Source organism: Mucilaginibacter sp. P4_A11 (assembly GCF_056402535.1).
This window is the reverse complement of the sequence record NZ_JBFUHE010000001.1, coordinates 17,063-34,224: the sequence shown is the minus strand read 5'-3', so window position 1 is coordinate 34,224 and position 17,162 is coordinate 17,063. Positions and strand designations below refer to the sequence as shown.

The window sequence follows — 17,162 nt, the reverse complement described above, 5'->3', positions numbered from 1 at the left end:
CTGTTGTTCGATTTATAATAGCTATATAGATATAGCAAGTACTGTTAATTTATGGATGATTTTTTAAAGCGTTTACCGCACACCGGACAAACAGATATCCGGTTATTTGCTGCAGCGGTTAGCGCCTCGAATAACGGCGTCGTGATCACCGATCATACCCAGCCGGATGAACCAATTATTTATTGTAATAAGGCCTTTGAGTCCATGACAGGCTATACTAATAAGGAGATCATTGGGCATAACTGCCGTTTTCTTCAGGATGGTGATGACGGCCAGAAAGCGCGACAAATTCTTCGTGAGGCGATAGAAAAAGGTGAGCACTGCTCGGTGGAGATACGGAATTACAAAAAAGACGGACGGCTGTTTTGGAATGAATTGACCATATCACCAGTAAAAGATCAGGATGGAAACGTCACCAACTTTATCGGAATTCAGAATGACATTTCACGCCGGAAAGAAGCGGAAGAGGCCTTAATTATAGAAAGAGATAATTTAGAGGAGCGCGTTTTAGAACGCACCGAAGATTTAAAGGAAAGCGAAGCCTATCTGGCCAGTATTATCGAAACGGTGCGCGAAAGCCTGGTTGTTCTTGACCGTGACATGCAGGTATTAAGTGTCAACGAACATTTTTGCCGTTTTTTTAAATCGGTAGAAAAGGACATCAAAGGGAAAGTGCTTTTTGAGCACAATAACGGCCAGTGGAACCTGCCTGAGTTAAAAAACCTGTTAATTAACGTGCTGCCAAATAATAATCCTTTTGAAGGTTTTGAAATAGAGAACGAGTTCCCTAAGATAGGGCGTAAATTACTGGTGCTTAACGCGCGGCAAGTCACTCTGAAGGGTAAATACCAGGACAGAATACTTTTGGCTATCGAAGATATTACGGAGCGCCGGGAAATTGAACAGCGTAAAGAAGATTTTATCAGTATTGCCAGTCACGAAATGAAAACTCCACTGACCAGTATTAAAGGCAATCTGCAATTATTACAGAGAAAAGCGCAGCAAAACAATGATACACAGTATCTAAGCGGTTTTGAAACAGCGGTTAAATCTGTTGCACGTTTGGAAAGGCTGATATATGACCTGCTCGACGTTTCAAAGATCCAGGCGGGCCGGGTGGCATTTAATTTTACGACGTTTCAGCTTGATCGTTTAATAAACGAAGCAGTGAGTGGCATCCAGGCAACTACCATTACCCATAATATTAAAGTCACAGGATCAGCAAATATTGAAGTCACTGCAGATTTTGGGCGATTAGAACAGGTATTACTTAATTTATTGAGTAACGCAGTAAAGTACTCTCCTGACGGGAAAGATGTTACCCTTCATACGATTATTCTGCCTGATTATGTAAAAATTTCAATTACCGATAAAGGGGTTGGCATTCACGAGCGTGATCATAAGCGAATTTTTGAGCGCTTTTATCGGGCTGATCAGATCTCGGAAAAGTTCCCCGGCGTGGGGATCGGCTTATATGTTAGTAATGAGATCATCAAAGAACATAAAGGCACCTTATGGGTAGATAGCAAGGAAGGCGAAGGTGCTATATTCAGTTTCACTATTCCTATTCATCATTAATATGGGCAAAATTTTGGTTTGTGACGATGAACAGGAAATATTGGACATCACCCAATTAATACTAGAAGATTCAGGTTATGAGGTAACTGCTACAATTAACAGTAGTGAAGTTATTTCGCATATTGAAAATCAACATCCCGACATTTTACTGATCGATCTCTGGATGCCAGGCTTATCAGGTGACCAGGTCATTTCGCAGCTTCGGAAAAACGTTAATATTGTCAATCTCCCGATCATTGTTATTTCAGCCAGTAAAGACGGGAGAGCCGTAGCATTTGCTGCCGGTGCAGATGATTTTTTGGAAAAACCTTATGACATAGACGCCCTGTTAACAATGGTAGCAAAGCATCTGGAAACCTCCCGTCAGATTTAAATTTTAATATTTTTCGAAAAACTGTTGTTTAATTTAAAGTACACTTCTATACACCAATGCTTTATGATTTAATCAAATAATTTACACTTAACCCTAAGGATTTGAGTTTATTGAACGTTAAAACATTTTGTTTATATTAAAAATCTTAAAGGGTACGGCATTTGTTGTACATTGAGCATGAACGCCACGCCTAAAAGAATACTCGTAATTGACGACGACGAAGATATTTTAGAGATACTGAATTTAATATTTCAGGAGGAAGGGTATGACGTTGTTTTATCCAACACAGGGGAAGCTGCTGATCATATTCATATCATTCACCCCGATCTCATCTTGCTTGATGTACGAATTGAAGGTTCGCCAAAAAGAGGTGATGAAATTTGTGCTGAAATTAAAGACAGGTATAAAGAGGAGCCAATGCCAATCATTTTGGTTTCTGCTGAAACAGACTTAAAAATGCTTGCTAATGAATGTGGTGCCGACCTGTATATCAATAAGCCTTTTGACATTTTTCAGTTGCTCAACCATGTAAAAAGTTTTTTATAATCTCTTGAGGTAATACTTAAATCAAGATAATTCCTGCGAGTTTTTGATAGGTTTATTATCTTTGAATTTATGCTGACCCTATGGAAGAAAATCAAAAACACCAGCAACCAGGTAAAATCAGCCTTGGCCCCAAAAAAATAAAGACTTACTTCGTTAAGCATTTAGATAAGATCTATTCAGCCAAAGCACATTTGGTACGTCACTTACCTCAGATAGCTGAAGGCGCTCATTTCACGGATCTTCGTCAGGCTATAATGGAAACATTAGAAGATGTTGAAAAGCAAATGGCCAGGATGGAGATCATCTATAACATTCTTGATGCGGAAATTTCAAAAGGCAACCATAGTGGACTGACAGGTCTCGTTGACGATGCGTTCGAGGATATCAAATTACACAGCGGCGACCCGGAACTTCGTGACCTGTCCATTGCATTCTACATGCAAAACATCGAAAGTATGGAAATGGCCTCCTTTCAGGTTTTACAAATGGCTGCGGTAAAGTTGAAAAACAAACAGATCAAGCAATTGATCAAAGAAAATTATGATGAAGCAAAAGCCGACCGTACCTTGTTATTATTAATCACGGCCAAGTATATTACAGCAAAGGAATAAAAACATCAGGCGATCGGGAGTGTGAACTTAAACGTACTGCCTTTTCCAATTTCGCTGTCTACCCAGATCTTGCCGTCGTGCCTTTGAATTATTTCCGAGCATAGATATAAACCTATTCCGAAACCGGTTACTTTTTCTGTTTCTTTACTTTCTACCCGGTAGTGGGGCAGGAAAACTTTTTCAACGGCTTCTTCAGTGATACCCATACCTTCATCCTGGATCCCTATTACTACTTTGTGTTCTTCCCTGCTGCATGTAACGTAAATAGCGGAACCTTTATCTGAATATTTAGCAGCATTACTCAGGAGATTGACAAGGACTTGTTCGATCTTATCCCGGTCAGCATTTATTTCTATATTGTCACACGGTGCTACCGTAATGTGATGAGAAGAGGTTATAAAAAGTGTTTCCTCGACGACTTCTTTAAGCAGGTTGTCCAAGCTGAAGGTCTGTTTGTTAATATGGATCTTTCCAACTTCCGCGCTCGATAAATTAAGCAGGCTGTTGATCATATTCAGCATTTTTCTCACTTGCTTATCCACTTTGGTTAATGCGCCGACAGCGAAGCTATCCTTTTGTTTCTGCGCCCAGGTTCCAAGCATTTGAACATAAGCCTTTAAAGCGGTGAGCGGAGTTTTCAATTCATGGCTAACCATTCCGATGAATTTACTTCTTTTGAGTTCATTTTTCTTTTGCTCGGTAATATCCATCACCAACCCCGAGAAGTAAGTTGTATTCTGGTCGAAATTTTTAAAGCCTCCAGTGATACTCAACCACCTGTTCTGTTGGTCATGATAACCGATAATAGGAAATTCTACATATAAACTACTTTGTACCTGAAATGCATTTTCAATAGCCGTAATTGTATTCTGACGGTACTTTTCCAATACCTGTTTCATGGCCACCCCAACAGAGATTTCTTCGTCCGCTCTGAAGCCGAATAGCTCTTTGGTTCGATTAGATGGCAAAAATTCCTGCGTTGCTGCATTTATAAGCCATATACCGACATTAGCTGAGTCAATTGCGATCTGGGCGGCGTCTATTTGCGGAAGTTTCCCGGCCTGGTAACCCCCAGGAATATCTTCGGCAAAGTCGGTATTGCTATTATTACTCAAAGCGTTCAGCAAGTTATGTGTTTTGCAAAAATACCATATTTTTAGTAGACAAACAGGCATCTTTCTTTCAGGTAAAATTACATATCTGCCGCTTCATGATAGTTAAAGTTGATCGTCAGGTTTAAGGTCGGCGTATTTTTCTATGATCCGCGTGGACTTTTCAGTGATCTGCCTGATGATCCCGTCCAGTTCGTTCGCAGATACCTGCATGTAACGGATGATATCATCCCGTTCTTTGTTATCGGCGGCGTCAGGTAACATTGGCAGCAAGCCCATTAGCCGGGCTAAAGGGGCGCGTACCATATGTGACTGTATCCAGGATATCTCTCGGAATGTCTTATTTTGCTCTTCCACTGACCGGAGATATAATTTCCGGGCGGTCACGTCCCTGCCGGTAATACAGGCGCCAACGATCCGTTCGCCCTCGCGTACCGGCGTTAGCGTGTACCTGATCCAGCTGACTGTACCGTCTGTGCGGAACATTCGGTCATAATCCACTGTATCACCTTGATAGACTTGATTGATGATTCCTTGGAAATAAGTCAACCGGGAGGTATCCACGTAGTCAAATATACTGCGCCCGATCTCGAAAGGGCTCTGGTCACGGTTAAATTTCATTGAATTTGATGCCTTGGGATTAAACAGCTTAACGAGGCAGCGCTCATCCAGCAATACAAATCCGTCGATCGCGCTGTCAAACAGCGCCCGCAGGTTACCTTCCGACTCTTTGACCTTGCAATTCGCCTCGAACACCTCCAACTGGTGTTCCAGTTGGGTAGTGATATCCGTGGCTTGTACTAGCCTGACCCGCCGACCGTCCAGGTTAAGCAGATTGCTTTCAACCTGCACGTAGATCATATCGCCGTTTTTATTCAGGTGCTGTGACACACCGCCATAATACTGGCCAGTATTCCTATTGGTGCGAACGAGTTCAGCTGTCTGGGCGATAGCCCCGGCGGGCCTGATCTCCATGATCGTCATGCTTAGAAATTCTGCTTTCGAATAACCGTAATTTTTGACCGCCGCTTCGTTGACATCGAGGAACTTGAAAGTATCGGTATCGAACAGCCACATCGGCAAGGGGCTCTTATAAAAGATCTGCCGGTAGCGTTCCTGGAGCTGAGTCTTATTGGTGATTGTTAATTGAAGGCCCTGAAATATCTTGTCGATCAGGAGCACGATAATGATACTTGCAAAAACGAGATTGGCGCTGAAAGCCATCCATTTACCGGGACTATATTCTGTTATAAGCGCTGAATGAAAAAGCCGGAAGGCGATGATGAAAGCGAACAATGCCAGCAAGATCACATTGGACAGCACAGAAAAATAAGCGTAAGGTATCGGGAATATCAAGGCAGAGAGTACTGTAATAAAAAAAAGATAAAAAACACCCGGACCAAGATACCCAAGCGTATTGATCAGGAAAATAGCTAAGATATAAAAAACGGTGATCACGCCGATCTTCCGGTAGCGCAACTGGAAGTTTGGCATAAAAGTAACCAGCATGATCAGTCCGAAGCTGAGCAGGTCGACGAAAGCTATAGCCTGGAAACCGTCCTTTAATGCCATAAACACTCCGGGTACTAAGGCGATCAGACTGATCGGCAGACAATAGATCAAAAAATTACAAAATAACTGATCCTGCCAGTACCTCAAGTCACGGTCATCGTTTTCTGATGAGCCAGCGATATTAGTCCTTATGGCGGATTCATAAATACGTAAAATTCGCTTCATAATGTGTTTTACGGAACGGAGCAGCTGGGAGTTCGGAACAGCGTTGCCATCCCTGCTAATTTAATAAAATCCCTGACAGCGCGCAGACTATTCGAGCCATTAAGACATGTAGAGCGATCTGGTATCACTTGAGGTCAATAAAAACATCAGGTCATTATTGCTCACGAATCCCTTAAATTTTATCATCTACCACAGGTATGAAATTAAAGGTATTTTCCCGTATACTTGAGTGTAACACGAAGTTACCCTATGCAAGAAACCGTAACAGGACTGTAACAGTCGGGCATTTGTTATTTATAAAGTGATTATTAATTAAGCGATTATAGATGTTTACGCTCTCGCTGTTAATCAGAGGGTCGCTTGTTCGAGCCCAGCTTCAGGAAGAAATAAAAAAAGGATATAACTATGGCGGTAGTCCCGAAACTGGGCTCGAACCGATAGCCAAATAGCGGAGAATGTTCTCAAATCACTCATCAAGCGGTTAGACTTTAGTTCTGTTAAGTACAATAAGACCATCAAAACTTAATATTTAAGTTGCTTCGATATTCTTCCGTTTTCGAAATGCGAATTTTACTTAAATTATTAACTTTAGGTTAAAGTCTAACCTATGCGAGAACAATACTTCAAACACCGGGCACCTTTTGATTTTAACAAAGAGTCCAATGATATAGGCCGCCCATTTTTTTGGAACAAAAAAGTTGAGGACAACCACTTTCTTAACCTACTTTATCGGAAGAGTGAACAACAATTTGATGAAGTGTATAACTACCATCTGCAATTCTTTCTATCTGAATACGATGATGCAACTCAGCAGGAGTTCTTCAGGTATGTGTGGGAGGTTATACAGGATGCCATTGCTCAATTAAGACATAAAGACAGATATAACTCTGACCATGCCGACAACTTCCGGAATAAATTTCACCTTAACCGGTTTACAGAATATCTTCAAAGCATTGATGAGTGGAACCTTGGCCGTACCCATGCTGAGATTATCGCAGAGAAGGAAGGTCAGATCAAAATTCTCAAAGAACAAGTGCAACGCCTGATGGATGAGCGCAGGCAGGCGGAAAAGTTAGATACTGATTACCCGATCAATATTGCCAGCGGTCATTTCCTCACTGTGGTTGATCTTTTCAAGAAGATCGAGGCACTAAAAGTTGGCGATAAGGAACTGGTATTTTCACAGATGCCCATCACCTGGGCCAAACTGATCTGCCGGTACTTTCAGGAAGACGGTGAACCGATTAAATTAGATCGTGTACGGCGCTATTACCCGCGTGACGCAAGTAACCCGAGCGGCAGGTCATCTGCTATTCCCCCGGAAAATCAGCACTTCAACATCACTCAAGCAAAACGCAGGGCAAGTTAAGAACGGATTTTAGGTTCACTTATCTTTTGCAGGCAAACGTTAACAATTGCCTCGAAACTATTCAGTACACTCTTTTTCAGCACTATGCTTTGGCTGCCGTTACCATAGCTTGGCCTACGGTAATGAAAAATATCGCTTTGCCCACACCTTTGCTTAGTACCCGGTATGGGCGGTACAAGTATTAACTAATGACTAACGAAGGAGGCGATTATGCAAGCAAGTGAACTGATCACTAAAGGAGATCTGAATGAATTTAAAAGCGAACTGTTAACAGAGATCAAAAGGCTGGTTCAAGTGGATGGCCAGGGCCATTCCAAAAAATGGCTCAAAAGTAACGAAGTAAGAAAGCTGCTGAAAATATCACCAGGCACCTTACAGAACCTGCGCATCAACGGGACATTGAGTTATACCCGCATCGGCAGCATCATGTATTACAAGCTCGAAGATATTAACAAGCTATTGGAAGGAGGCCTGCAATGAGTGATCCTAAAATTGTGGCCAGTGAACTTGCCGGTTACAGTAAGCTGCTCAAACGCATGAGCACGGATGGGCGGCTGAATACGACACACATCAGCTTGTTCAGCGCTTTATTTGTCCAATGGCAGCGCGGTGGTTTTAAAAGCCCGTTTTCTGTTACCAGAAAGACGCTGCTGGCTTTTAGCCGGATAGCATCGATTGCGACGTATCACAAGTGTATCAAAGAACTTGACGAATATGGTTACATCAGTTATCAGCCCTCATACCATCCAAAACTCGGCAGCCAGGTTTACTGGGCTGCCGGTTGGGAAGTGTAGACCGATAGTCAGATATTCAGCTATACGAATTCGGTGCAGCCCTTGGCTGCACCGTTCCTGATTTGCTTCGCAAATCAGGATGAAAAGCGGTAGTCGCTACGCGAAAGCGGAGGGAGCAAGGGAGCAAGGGAGCAAGGGAGCAAGGGAGCAAGCGGAAGTTGGGCAGAGCCCTACTTTGCTTGCCCTACGCTTCGCTACGGGGGTTTTACGTATCCTCCGGGGATACTTTAGGGCGTTTGCGCCTATGGAATAAAGGAAAACAGGATACCCGGCGGTATCCTGCATATAGAAATAAAGACATAGTTGCATAGACAACTATTTGACCGTTTTGAGAATATGAGTATGGAAGATATTAATGTGAGATCCGTGAGATACCCGGTTGCGGTAGATCAGAAGTTTGAAAAGATCGCCCTTAAACTGGGCAGGACGAAGCGGCAGGTGTTTATTCAGATGGTCGATTACTTTTATAAAAGCAAGAAAGATCCCCTGGACCTGAATGATGAGTTGCTAAAAAATGCGCTATTGAAAAATCATCAGCAGTATATTGGTTTTATCCGAAACCAGGAGAATATGCTGCTCATTCCGATCAAAACGGAAATGGACAGGATGATTGTATCACAGGTCAAGATCATCGAGAGTTTCAATACGCAAGTCCTCAAGGCAAATACGGACTTGCTGAATAATCAGCATGCTTTGGCGCAGAAGTTAACTGGCGTAGAAGCGCTGATGGGAACGATTTCGAAAAGCCAAAAGAGCAAGGAACACCTGAAAAAACAGTTCCTGTTTTTTCTTGACGGTTATATTAAATCCAGGGATGCTTTTGGGATGATGACCTCGGGCCGGGAAAAAGATGAGCTGATCGCTGTTATCAGATCGCAGGTCAGTTTGCTTTAATCATGTATTTAACTTTCCTTTCAGGAGGTAGGGGTATTATGTTTATCAATATTACAGATAGTAAAGAAGCGGCTAACAAAGGCAGCAGCGCGGGACTGGTAAATTACCTGGAAAAAGAAAACCGGATCGACCACAAGCCGGAACCAGAATACTGGTTTAACGGACAGCAGATCAGGATCGAGCCATATGAAGTAATGCGCAGTATCGATAATAATGTTGCCAAACTGGGCAAAGACGACGCTAAGTTTTTCCTGGTCAATATCAGCCCGAGCCAGAAGGAGATCAGGTTTTTAAAAGAACAGTATGGTGAGGAAGGTGCTAAAGAACAATGAAGGGTTTTGCGGTAAGGGTGATGAACGCCTATGCAAAAAACTTCCACCGGGATGGTGTAAACAATCATGAAGACCTGTTATGGTTTGCCAAGCTGGAAAACTACCGTTATTACGGCTATAATGATCAGGAAGTAAAGCAAGGCATGAGACAGAGGGGCGAACGTAAGGAGGGAGAACAGATGCATGTGCAAGTCATTGTCAGCCGAAAGGATATAACGAATAAGATCAAGCTTAGCCCGATGAATACATCAAGGGGAAAGAATGCGGAGCATTCAAAAAAGATGGGACAGTTTGACCGGGTAGCATTTAAACAGAGCGGGGAATCTCTTTTTGACAGCCTTTTTGAATTTGACAGGCAGCTTAAAGATACCATGGCGTACGCTAATGTGCAGAAGAATGGAGAGCTATCGCAACGGGAACAGCTGGGTGTTTTGGTAGAAGGTGCTTCGCAGAATTATGAAAGCAGGTCGGTGGTTAACAAACTGGCCCAGAGTGTAGCAGATGGTCTTTTTGCAACGTCGGCCGGTATGCTTTCGGCAGTTGGTAAAACAACGGCAAGTTTCCTGGAAGTGATGCTGGAACCAATATATACTGGAGGTGCTAACATTGTTCCGGAAAGCGAGATAGAGGAAAAGAAAAGACGAAAGAAAAAATCTCGTGGCCAGCAGATATCACGTTGAAGCAGTGTGCTATTATAAATAAATATTTCTTTTTTGACAGATGAATTGCCCATGCGGCTGAGGCAGGTGGCTCCATTGCACCACGCGCTTCGCTCCGGGTTCCATTATGCCGCCAGCCTCGCCGCCGCGCGTGCAGGAGTGTATTCGTTCCTCATACACACCTGCCTTCCCAGCCCTCGCATTATTGGTTAGTCACAGCACCGCAGGACACAAATATAGCTACGAATGAAAACTGTCAAGGCTATGTAAAACGGCAATCTCCGGTCCTTGACAGTTTCCATGCTAACAGCACCGGTTATTTAGGCGAATTAGCAGATCGGGCGGCATGGGCGGCTTGTATCAGGAGTATGTGATTCGCTTTTTTCGTTAAGAAGTCGGTTAGATGAAGTTATTTCCACCTAACCAGACTTTTTAAATAAAAGTTGTCGCCCCGTTTTTTATGTCGCTGTAGTGCGAATTTTTTTAGTCTATTGCACTTTAACAGATGAAATAATATCATTAGCACTCGGACTTAGACCTGCCAGACTCGACTTATCACTGGTGATAGTCCATGATGTACCCGAAAAATTATCGTCAGAATAGAGGATCACCGTACGTCCCGGCGGCACTTTTACCGATGATGCCCAATCGTTAGGTACGCCTTTGGCTGCAAGCTGGGGCAGGGTGTAAGTACCCACCTGTAACGGCTGCCCCATGCCGCCGCTATAATTGGTATCCTGGTAAAATATTACCCCGTTAAAAGGTGTAGGTTCGGCAGTGGTGTATGGGATCTGGCCTTTCAGCATTTTGCCCCCGTCGTTCACCAGGCGCAGGTAAAAATCAGATGACACATGGGTGCCATCGGCATCGAGCGTTAGAAAATATTTGCCAGCCGGTATCATCGAGGCATCTTCGGCTACTTTAAAAATAGATGTTGCCTCGTTCAATTCATCAAACATGGCAATGTAGGCACTGGTCACACCCGCGTTTCTGAAGGTGGCGAATTGCGCCCATAAAAAATCGCCATGATTGCGCGGGAACTGATTTTGGGCTGATGCAGGGCCATTGGTATTGTAAAACGCCGTTCCGGGGTAGGCGCAGGGTTGGTAATCCATGCCGTTGGCGTTACAAAAATCACGGTCGCCGGTTACCCATGGCGCATAACTGGCATCTACAGCCCTACCCACGGCCCAGCCCGATATCATGTTAAAGGCTTTGTAAGCGTTAATGAAGCCCGCCTTCGAATCGCCTGTGCCGGTGCGCCATTGCCCCGGTACCGAGCCGATCACATAACAGCCCTGCGCTTTAAAAAAGTTGATCAGATCCAGCGCATCTGTTACGCTTGATGGGTGGGAGGCATAGCCCAGGCCATAAATGCTCACTACCGGTTTGCCGTTTTGTTTGGCGTAGGCAGTTGATGTTAAAAGGTTAAGACTGCCTGCAATGGTATTGGTCCAGTCGTTTTTTATCGCAGTAAGGTCGCCCCAGCCAGAGGCATCGTACATAATATAAAACTTACGGCCGTAGGTTTCGGCAGCGGTACGCACCTTGCCGGCCATGCCATCGCGTTGGGCTTTGATGGTACTGCCCGGCGAGATCTCGTTGGCAAAACGTTGCAGTGCGGCACAATCAATACCATATTGCTGCATCCACTTAAAGTGTGTATTAACGGTAGATTGATCATACGATGAAAACATTTTGGCAGGCTGGCCATTGCCCAAATTTCCGGTATATCCCGGTTGGCCAACGCCGGCCTGGCTAAATGGCGTACCCGAATACGTATTGGTATACTCGCGGCTATCGGGCCACATTTCCAGGTTATCGTGTCCCCATGAGTTAAGCGGCGAGCCATCGCCGGCGGCAGAAAACCAACCCTGGTAGCCTACTGTGATTTTTCCTACCACATCGCCAACAGGCGAACCGTCAATTTGAGTTTTTCCTGTTGAAGTTTCCGGCTTATTGATGGGCTGATTCTTCTTACAGCTAAAAACTAAAGGCATTAATGCCGCGCAACAAATAATTAGATTTTTTTTCATAATAGATAATAATTGGTGATACTGTTTCCGGCGGACTGGGGATGCCCGGCCGGCAAATAAATTTTGTTGAATAAAATGGCAGGCAATATCCTTGCGCGCCACTTAGGCGTTGTTCATTCTTTTACCATAGGCTGATGTAAGGTTTGATTGGTTTATAATGGGGAATTTTGCCGGCGGTTAGCCGGGTTATCTAAAACCAAATCTCTGTAAGGAAATTAATTTTTAATTAATTATTGATTAGGTAGTAACCTTTGGTTTAATTTTTTATCCGGATGCTTTTTATTGATGTTATTTGGGGTATTTAAGCTCAATTAGTTCATAATTAAGTTTTTGTTAATCATTTCTGTGAACTTCGAAACGGTGTATCAACCAACACCTGTTAAAACCGTAAACTATGAGAAGAACAAAAATTACTTTATGCATTTGTATGGTGCTTGGCTTTTTTGCGATTGCAAAAGCGCAAAACAAACATGCCAAAACAACATTGTACCCCACCTACAAAGGGCTGGTAATGGCCGGCTACCAGGGATGGTTCAGGGCCGAAGGTGACGGCAGCGGAGCAAACCATTTTGCTTATGTCAGCGAGCAACGATCGGGCATTGATATGTGGCCTGATGTAAGCGAGTATGCAAAAACATATTCAACCCCATTTAAACAGGCCGATGGGCAACCGGCAAAGTTTTTCAGTTCGGTAGATAAAAGTACCGCCGATCTGCATTTTAAGTGGATGCAGCAATATGGCGTTGATGGCGTATTCATGCAGCGCTTTTTCGACAACGCCCGTCCCGAAAATCGTAAGGGTGATAAAGTTTTTCGTAATGCATTCGAAGCTGCATCAACCTACAAAAGGGCTATTGCCGTAATGTATGATTTGTCGGGCCTTGCAGGCAAAGGTGAGGATTGCTCAACCTTGATTGACGATTGGAAATACTTGGTTGATGAACTAAAAGTAACTAACCCCAAAGCAACAAACACTTACCTGTATCATAACGGCAAGCCGGTTGTAACTATTTGGGGCGTTGGTTTTCCGGATAGGCCATACAATATCCGCAATATCGGTATCGAACGTTTTATTGATTTTTTAAAGAACGATCCGGTTTACGGTGGCTGCGCGGTAATGTTAGGCGTGCCCAACTCATGGCGTACCCTCCGGGCCGATTGTATTAATGATCCTTATTTACACGATATTATTAAAAGGTGCGATATCGTACTACCATGGAGCGTACAACGCTACTCGCCGCTGCTGCATAATGATATGGACAGGTACCGCGATGATGTGATTGACGATATCAAATGGTGCCGCGATAACCATTTGGATTATGTGCCTTGCGTATACCCCGGTTTCAGCTGGCATAACCTGAGCCGTTATGAATTTCCGGATGATGTAAAGCCGGTTGGATCTATCCCACGGCAGAGCGGCAGGTTTTACTGGCAAATGTTATCAACCGCCATATCTGCCGGTGCCGAGATGATCTACGTAGCAATGTTTGATGAGGTGAACGAAGGGACCGCTATATTTAAAGGATCAGATAATCCGCCTAAGGTGGGAGATGGTACGGGTACGGCTTTCATCAATATGGATGGAAAACCATCTGATACTTATTTATGGCTAACCGGTGAGGCAGCCAAAATATTACGCCACGAAAAACCGCTGGTATATAAAATGCCCGAACGAAAATAAAAGCAAATAGCCGGCTACACGAAGGCCATTACCAATTTAGGTGATGGCTTTCGTCGCTTTAACACTAAACATAGATGGCCTTAAAAGATTAATATACCAGGTTCGCTACACTAAGTAAATTAATTGTGCGATTTTGATGCTTTTAAATGTATTGATAATCAGCTGCTTGAAATCAATTAATAAAAATTATTCCAACTAATTCAATATTAACTTTTTATTAATTACTACAAATTTCTTTGGGGTCATAATCAACTATAACCAGTTAACCAAAATTATGTACTATGAAGAAAATTTTATTATTGCTATTGGCATGGTGCCTCTCGGTGCCGTTGTTTGCGCAAGACGTACCGATAACCGGTAAAGTCATTGATCAATCGGGCGAGCCGCTGATCGGCGCGTCTGTAAAAGTAAAGGGGAGTAGCCAGGGCGTGGTTACAGATACCAAAGGTGCCTTCGCCTTAAAAGTAGCCGACCCCAAAGGTACCCTTACCGTTAGCTACATCGGGTATAACATGCTCGATGTAGATCTGAAGAACAACCGTACTATCACCGTAACCCTAACGGCGCAGCAGGGCAGCCTTGACGAGGTGGTGGTGGTAGCCTACGGCACACAGAAACGTGCCAATCTTACTGGTGCGGTATCAACGGTGGTTGCAAAAGATCTTGTTAAGAACTCCAATAATGATGTTACCAATACTTTAACCGGTCGTGCGCCGGGTGTAAGGGTAGCGCAGTTATCGAGTCAGCCGGGTAAGTTTGATAGCCAGATCGATATCCGTGGGTTCAGTTATGTCGATCCTAACGACGTGGAAGGTAATCAGCAGGGCGGTCCGTTGTTTATCATCGATGGGGTACAGCGCGATAAATCCGGCTTCGATCACCTCGACCCAAATGAGATAGAGAGCGTGAGCGTGTTGAAGGATGCAACCGCGGCCATTTATGGTGTTAAGGCGGCTAACGGTGTAATTTTGGTTACTACCAAAAAAGGTAAACAAGGAGCCATACAGGTTGCTTATACCATGCACCTCGGCAAACAGTTTATCACCAAGTATCCCGAACTATCAAGTGCATACCAGTATGCCACGCTTTTTGATGAGCAGCAGATCAATAATTTCATCAGCGGAAACCAACAAATAACACCGCCGCAATTCACCCCGCAGCAAATTGAAGATTTCCGCACGGGTAAAACGCCGAGTACTGATTTCCTGAAAGCCATCCTTAATAACTCCACCTCGCAGCAGCAGCATAATGTTACTGTTAGCGGAGGTAATGAAAAGTTAAGGTTTTTTGTTTCAGGAGGATATTTTGACGAAGGCGGTTTGCTGAAAACCAATATCGAATACGGCAAAAAATACAACTTCCGTACCGCTGTTGATGGGCAGTTGGGCAAAGGCCTCACCTTTAGTATTAACCTGGGCCTGAACAACGTAATGAGCAAAAGCCCTAATACTGCTATATGGTCGTTAATGAAGAATGCCTGGTCTATCAGCCCTACGCAATCGCTTTATTCAAATGGCGATACGCAATACCTTAACCAGTTTTACAATCAGCCAAATGACAACCCGCTGGGGCAGATCACTGAAAACTTAGCCGGTTACAATAAAACTAACGATAAAGCGCTTACCTCAACCTTTTCATTAAACTACGAGCTGCCCTTTGTTGAAGGATTGAGCATAAAAGGCCTTTTTGCTTATGATAACAGCTATACCTTTAATCGCAGCTTCCGCAAGCAGTTTTACCAGTACCAGTATGATAATACCACGCAACTGCAAACCCCATTCTCGCACCAGAGCCCATCACAATTGAATGAGTATTTCGGTCAGGGTATAACTAATGATCTGCAATTGTCGCTGAATTATAATCATCGTTTTGGCAAAAGCAATGTATCCGGTTTATTAATCTACGAGCAGATCTATCGTCAGGGTAATAGCAATAACGCCCAAACCCAATTTGTGATCGATGCTATCGATCAGCTTTCGGCTGGTAACCGCGCTACGGATGTGGTAGGCTCTGGCTACAGCCAAAGTGGTAATCGCAGTTACGCCGGTAAGTTTAACTATGATTACGCCGGTAAATACCTTGCTGAATTTGGTTTCAGGGAAGATGGTTCATCATACTTTCCAACCAAAAGTCGCTGGGGCTTTTTTCCTTATGGATCGGTAGGCTGGCGTATTTCTGAAGAATCGTTTATTAAGGATAAACTAAAGTTTGTAGATAATATCAAACTAAGGGCTACCTACGGTAAAGAGGGCGATGACCAGGCAGCTGCCAATACCTTCGCTTACTTAACCGGTTATATTTACCCAAGCTCGGGCTCCGGCTCATTGGCGGGTTCAGTATTTGGGCCGGGATTTGTAAAAGGCGTCGATTTCAAAAACGCGGCCAATGCCAATATCACCTGGTACACCTCTACCCAAACAGATATCGGTTTGGATTTTTCACTGTGGAATGGCAAGCTTACTTTCGAGGGTGATGTTTTTCGCCGTGAACGGAGCGGTTTGTTAGGTTCACCAATCTCTAACATCCCCGGCACTTATGGTGTAAACCTGCCGCAGGTAAACCTGAATGGCGACCGCACCCAAGGTTTCGAGATCGTATTAGGTCACCGCAGCAAAATAGGCGCTGTTGATTTTTCGGTATCGGGCAATATGTCGTACGCACGTACACAAAATCGTTACATCGAACAAACTCCGGCAAGCAGCGATGCCGATAACTATCGCAATAAAAGCGCTTACCGCTACAACGATATTGTATGGGGTTACAAAGTGGCCGGCCAGTTCCAGAATTTTCAGCAGATCTATGCCGCGCCCATCCAGGATGGTGCAGGTAACCGCAGCCTGCTTCCCGGCGACTTAAACTATGTAGACCTGAACGGCGATAATGTTATTGATGGTAAAGACCAAACCGTTATTGCCCGCAACGGCGGTAAACCGGCCATTTATTTCGGTGCCAACTTTGAACTGGGTTATAAAGGTTTCGATTTTTCGATGCTGGTACAGGGAGCTACCATGTATTCTGTTTCTTATCTCGATCAGCTTTCCCGTCCGTTCTATTTTCAGTATGCTAACCCGGTTTCAATTTATGCTGACAGGTGGCACCGCCAGGACATTTTTGATCCTAACAGTCCCTGGGTACCGGGGAGGTTCCCGTCAACCGGTCAGCGGCAAAATTATAAGGATGGCGTACCTAACTCGTTCAGCACTTTTGATGGAAGCTACGTGCGGATCAAAAGTATAGAGTTGGGTTACACTTTCGGTAAAAAGCTACTGGGCAGATTAGGCATCAACAGGTTCAGGGTATTTGCCAATGCTTACAACCTGTACACCTTTACCGGTAAAGGTCTTGACTTTATCGATCCCGAATCGTCAGGCACGCGCCTTTACAGTTATAGCTATCCTATCACCCTTAATGTTAACGCAGGTGTACAGGCAACTTTTTAA

General features: G+C 44.0%; 15 protein-coding genes. 12 read left to right on the top strand and 3 right to left on the bottom strand.

Features of this window, described 5'->3' with window-relative positions; all coding sequences use genetic code 11:
• The first annotated feature begins 51 nt into the window (after positions 1-51).
• The 4 genes from AC1DUD_RS00135 (at position 52) to AC1DUD_RS00120 (ending at position 3,108) form a co-directional block, all read left to right on the top strand.
• Positions 52-1,578 (top strand): PAS domain-containing sensor histidine kinase, encoded by a 1,527-nt coding sequence (locus AC1DUD_RS00135; RefSeq protein WP_477369834.1) that lies wholly within the window; start codon positions 52-54, stop codon positions 1,576-1,578.
• Between the two features lies 1 nt (position 1,579).
• Positions 1,580-1,951, top strand: coding sequence for a response regulator (locus AC1DUD_RS00130; protein WP_477369831.1), 372 nt, complete (start codon positions 1,580-1,582; stop codon positions 1,949-1,951).
• Positions 1,952-2,128: 177 nt separating this feature from the next.
• Positions 2,129-2,497: a response regulator gene (locus tag AC1DUD_RS00125; protein WP_477369828.1), complete on the top strand. Its 369-nt coding sequence runs from the start codon at positions 2,129-2,131 to the stop codon at positions 2,495-2,497.
• Positions 2,498-2,577: 80 nt separating this feature from the next.
• Complete coding sequence (locus AC1DUD_RS00120) at positions 2,578-3,108, top strand: DUF892 family protein (RefSeq protein ID WP_477369825.1); 531 nt, start codon at positions 2,578-2,580, stop codon at positions 3,106-3,108.
• Positions 3,109-3,113: 5 nt separating this feature from the next.
• Here the strand turns inward: AC1DUD_RS00120 and AC1DUD_RS00115 are convergent, their stop codons facing one another.
• Both AC1DUD_RS00115 and AC1DUD_RS00110 read right to left on the bottom strand, forming a co-directional pair.
• Entirely contained in the window at positions 3,114-4,235 is a 1,122-nt protein-coding gene (locus tag AC1DUD_RS00115) for a PAS domain-containing sensor histidine kinase (protein ID WP_477369822.1), read from the bottom strand.
• A 90-nt stretch (positions 4,236-4,325) separates the two neighbouring features.
• Complete coding sequence (locus AC1DUD_RS00110) at positions 4,326-5,957, bottom strand: PAS domain-containing protein (protein WP_477369819.1); 1,632 nt, start codon at positions 5,955-5,957, stop codon at positions 4,326-4,328.
• A 607-nt stretch (positions 5,958-6,564) separates the two neighbouring features.
• On the opposite strand from AC1DUD_RS00110, the gene AC1DUD_RS00105 reads away from it, so the two are divergent.
• The 6 genes from AC1DUD_RS00105 to AC1DUD_RS00080 all read left to right on the top strand — a co-directional run bounded on the left by AC1DUD_RS00105 (position 6,565) and on the right by AC1DUD_RS00080 (position 10,026).
• Entirely contained in the window at positions 6,565-7,326 is a 762-nt protein-coding gene (locus tag AC1DUD_RS00105; RefSeq protein ID WP_477369815.1) for a hypothetical protein, read from the top strand.
• A 210-nt stretch (positions 7,327-7,536) separates the two neighbouring features.
• Complete coding sequence (locus AC1DUD_RS00100) at positions 7,537-7,806, top strand: helix-turn-helix domain-containing protein (RefSeq protein ID WP_477369812.1); 270 nt, start codon at positions 7,537-7,539, stop codon at positions 7,804-7,806.
• Complete coding sequence (locus AC1DUD_RS00095) at positions 7,803-8,120, top strand: hypothetical protein (protein WP_477369809.1); 318 nt, start codon at positions 7,803-7,805, stop codon at positions 8,118-8,120. Before AC1DUD_RS00100 ends, AC1DUD_RS00095 begins: the two co-directional genes overlap by 4 nt.
• A 342-nt stretch (positions 8,121-8,462) precedes the next feature.
• Positions 8,463-9,014: a BfmA/BtgA family mobilization protein gene (locus AC1DUD_RS00090; RefSeq protein WP_477369806.1), complete on the top strand. Its 552-nt coding sequence runs from the start codon at positions 8,463-8,465 to the stop codon at positions 9,012-9,014.
• Between the two features lie 2 nt (positions 9,015-9,016).
• On the top strand, positions 9,017-9,346 hold the full coding sequence (locus AC1DUD_RS00085) for a DUF5712 family protein (RefSeq protein ID WP_477369803.1): 330 nt from the start codon (positions 9,017-9,019) through the stop codon (positions 9,344-9,346).
• Positions 9,343-10,026: a DUF5712 family protein gene (locus tag AC1DUD_RS00080; RefSeq protein WP_477369800.1), complete on the top strand. Its 684-nt coding sequence runs from the start codon at positions 9,343-9,345 to the stop codon at positions 10,024-10,026. Before AC1DUD_RS00085 ends, AC1DUD_RS00080 begins: the two co-directional genes overlap by 4 nt.
• Positions 10,027-10,493: 467 nt before the next feature.
• Here the strand turns inward: AC1DUD_RS00080 and AC1DUD_RS00075 are convergent, their stop codons facing one another.
• Entirely contained in the window at positions 10,494-12,041 is a 1,548-nt protein-coding gene (locus AC1DUD_RS00075; protein ID WP_477369797.1) for a hypothetical protein, read from the bottom strand.
• A 394-nt stretch (positions 12,042-12,435) separates the two neighbouring features.
• Between AC1DUD_RS00075 and AC1DUD_RS00070 the strand changes: the two genes are divergently transcribed.
• A complete protein-coding gene (locus AC1DUD_RS00070) occupies positions 12,436-13,722 on the top strand; it encodes a glycoside hydrolase family 99 protein (RefSeq protein WP_477369792.1) in 1,287 nt (428 codons plus the stop codon).
• Between the two features lie 281 nt (positions 13,723-14,003).
• A complete protein-coding gene (locus AC1DUD_RS00065; protein WP_477369789.1) occupies positions 14,004-17,162 on the top strand; it encodes a SusC/RagA family TonB-linked outer membrane protein in 3,159 nt (1,052 codons plus the stop codon).

What these genes read in the sequence shown, in the direction of transcription:
- AC1DUD_RS00135 (WP_477369834.1), top strand. Translation starts at nt 52, where the DNA reads ATGGATGATTTTTTAAAGCGTTTACCGCACACCGGACAAACAGATATC.
- AC1DUD_RS00130 (WP_477369831.1), top strand. Translation starts at nt 1,580, where the DNA reads ATGGGCAAAATTTTGGTTTGTGACGATGAACAGGAAATATTGGACATC.
- AC1DUD_RS00125 (WP_477369828.1), top strand. Translation starts at nt 2,129, where the DNA reads ATGAACGCCACGCCTAAAAGAATACTCGTAATTGACGACGACGAAGAT.
- AC1DUD_RS00120 (WP_477369825.1), top strand. Translation starts at nt 2,578, where the DNA reads ATGGAAGAAAATCAAAAACACCAGCAACCAGGTAAAATCAGCCTTGGC.
- AC1DUD_RS00110 (WP_477369819.1), bottom strand. Translation starts at nt 5,957, where the DNA reads ATGAAGCGAATTTTACGTATTTATGAATCCGCCATAAGGACTAATATC.
- AC1DUD_RS00105 (WP_477369815.1), top strand. Translation starts at nt 6,565, where the DNA reads ATGCGAGAACAATACTTCAAACACCGGGCACCTTTTGATTTTAACAAA.
- AC1DUD_RS00100 (WP_477369812.1), top strand. Translation starts at nt 7,537, where the DNA reads ATGCAAGCAAGTGAACTGATCACTAAAGGAGATCTGAATGAATTTAAA.
- AC1DUD_RS00095 (WP_477369809.1), top strand. Translation starts at nt 7,803, where the DNA reads ATGAGTGATCCTAAAATTGTGGCCAGTGAACTTGCCGGTTACAGTAAG.
- AC1DUD_RS00090 (WP_477369806.1), top strand. Translation starts at nt 8,463, where the DNA reads ATGGAAGATATTAATGTGAGATCCGTGAGATACCCGGTTGCGGTAGAT.
- AC1DUD_RS00085 (WP_477369803.1), top strand. Translation starts at nt 9,017, where the DNA reads ATGTATTTAACTTTCCTTTCAGGAGGTAGGGGTATTATGTTTATCAAT.
- AC1DUD_RS00080 (WP_477369800.1), top strand. Translation starts at nt 9,343, where the DNA reads ATGAAGGGTTTTGCGGTAAGGGTGATGAACGCCTATGCAAAAAACTTC.
- AC1DUD_RS00075 (WP_477369797.1), bottom strand. Translation starts at nt 12,041, where the DNA reads ATGAAAAAAAATCTAATTATTTGTTGCGCGGCATTAATGCCTTTAGTT.
- AC1DUD_RS00070 (WP_477369792.1), top strand. Translation starts at nt 12,436, where the DNA reads ATGAGAAGAACAAAAATTACTTTATGCATTTGTATGGTGCTTGGCTTT.
- AC1DUD_RS00065 (WP_477369789.1), top strand. Translation starts at nt 14,004, where the DNA reads ATGAAGAAAATTTTATTATTGCTATTGGCATGGTGCCTCTCGGTGCCG.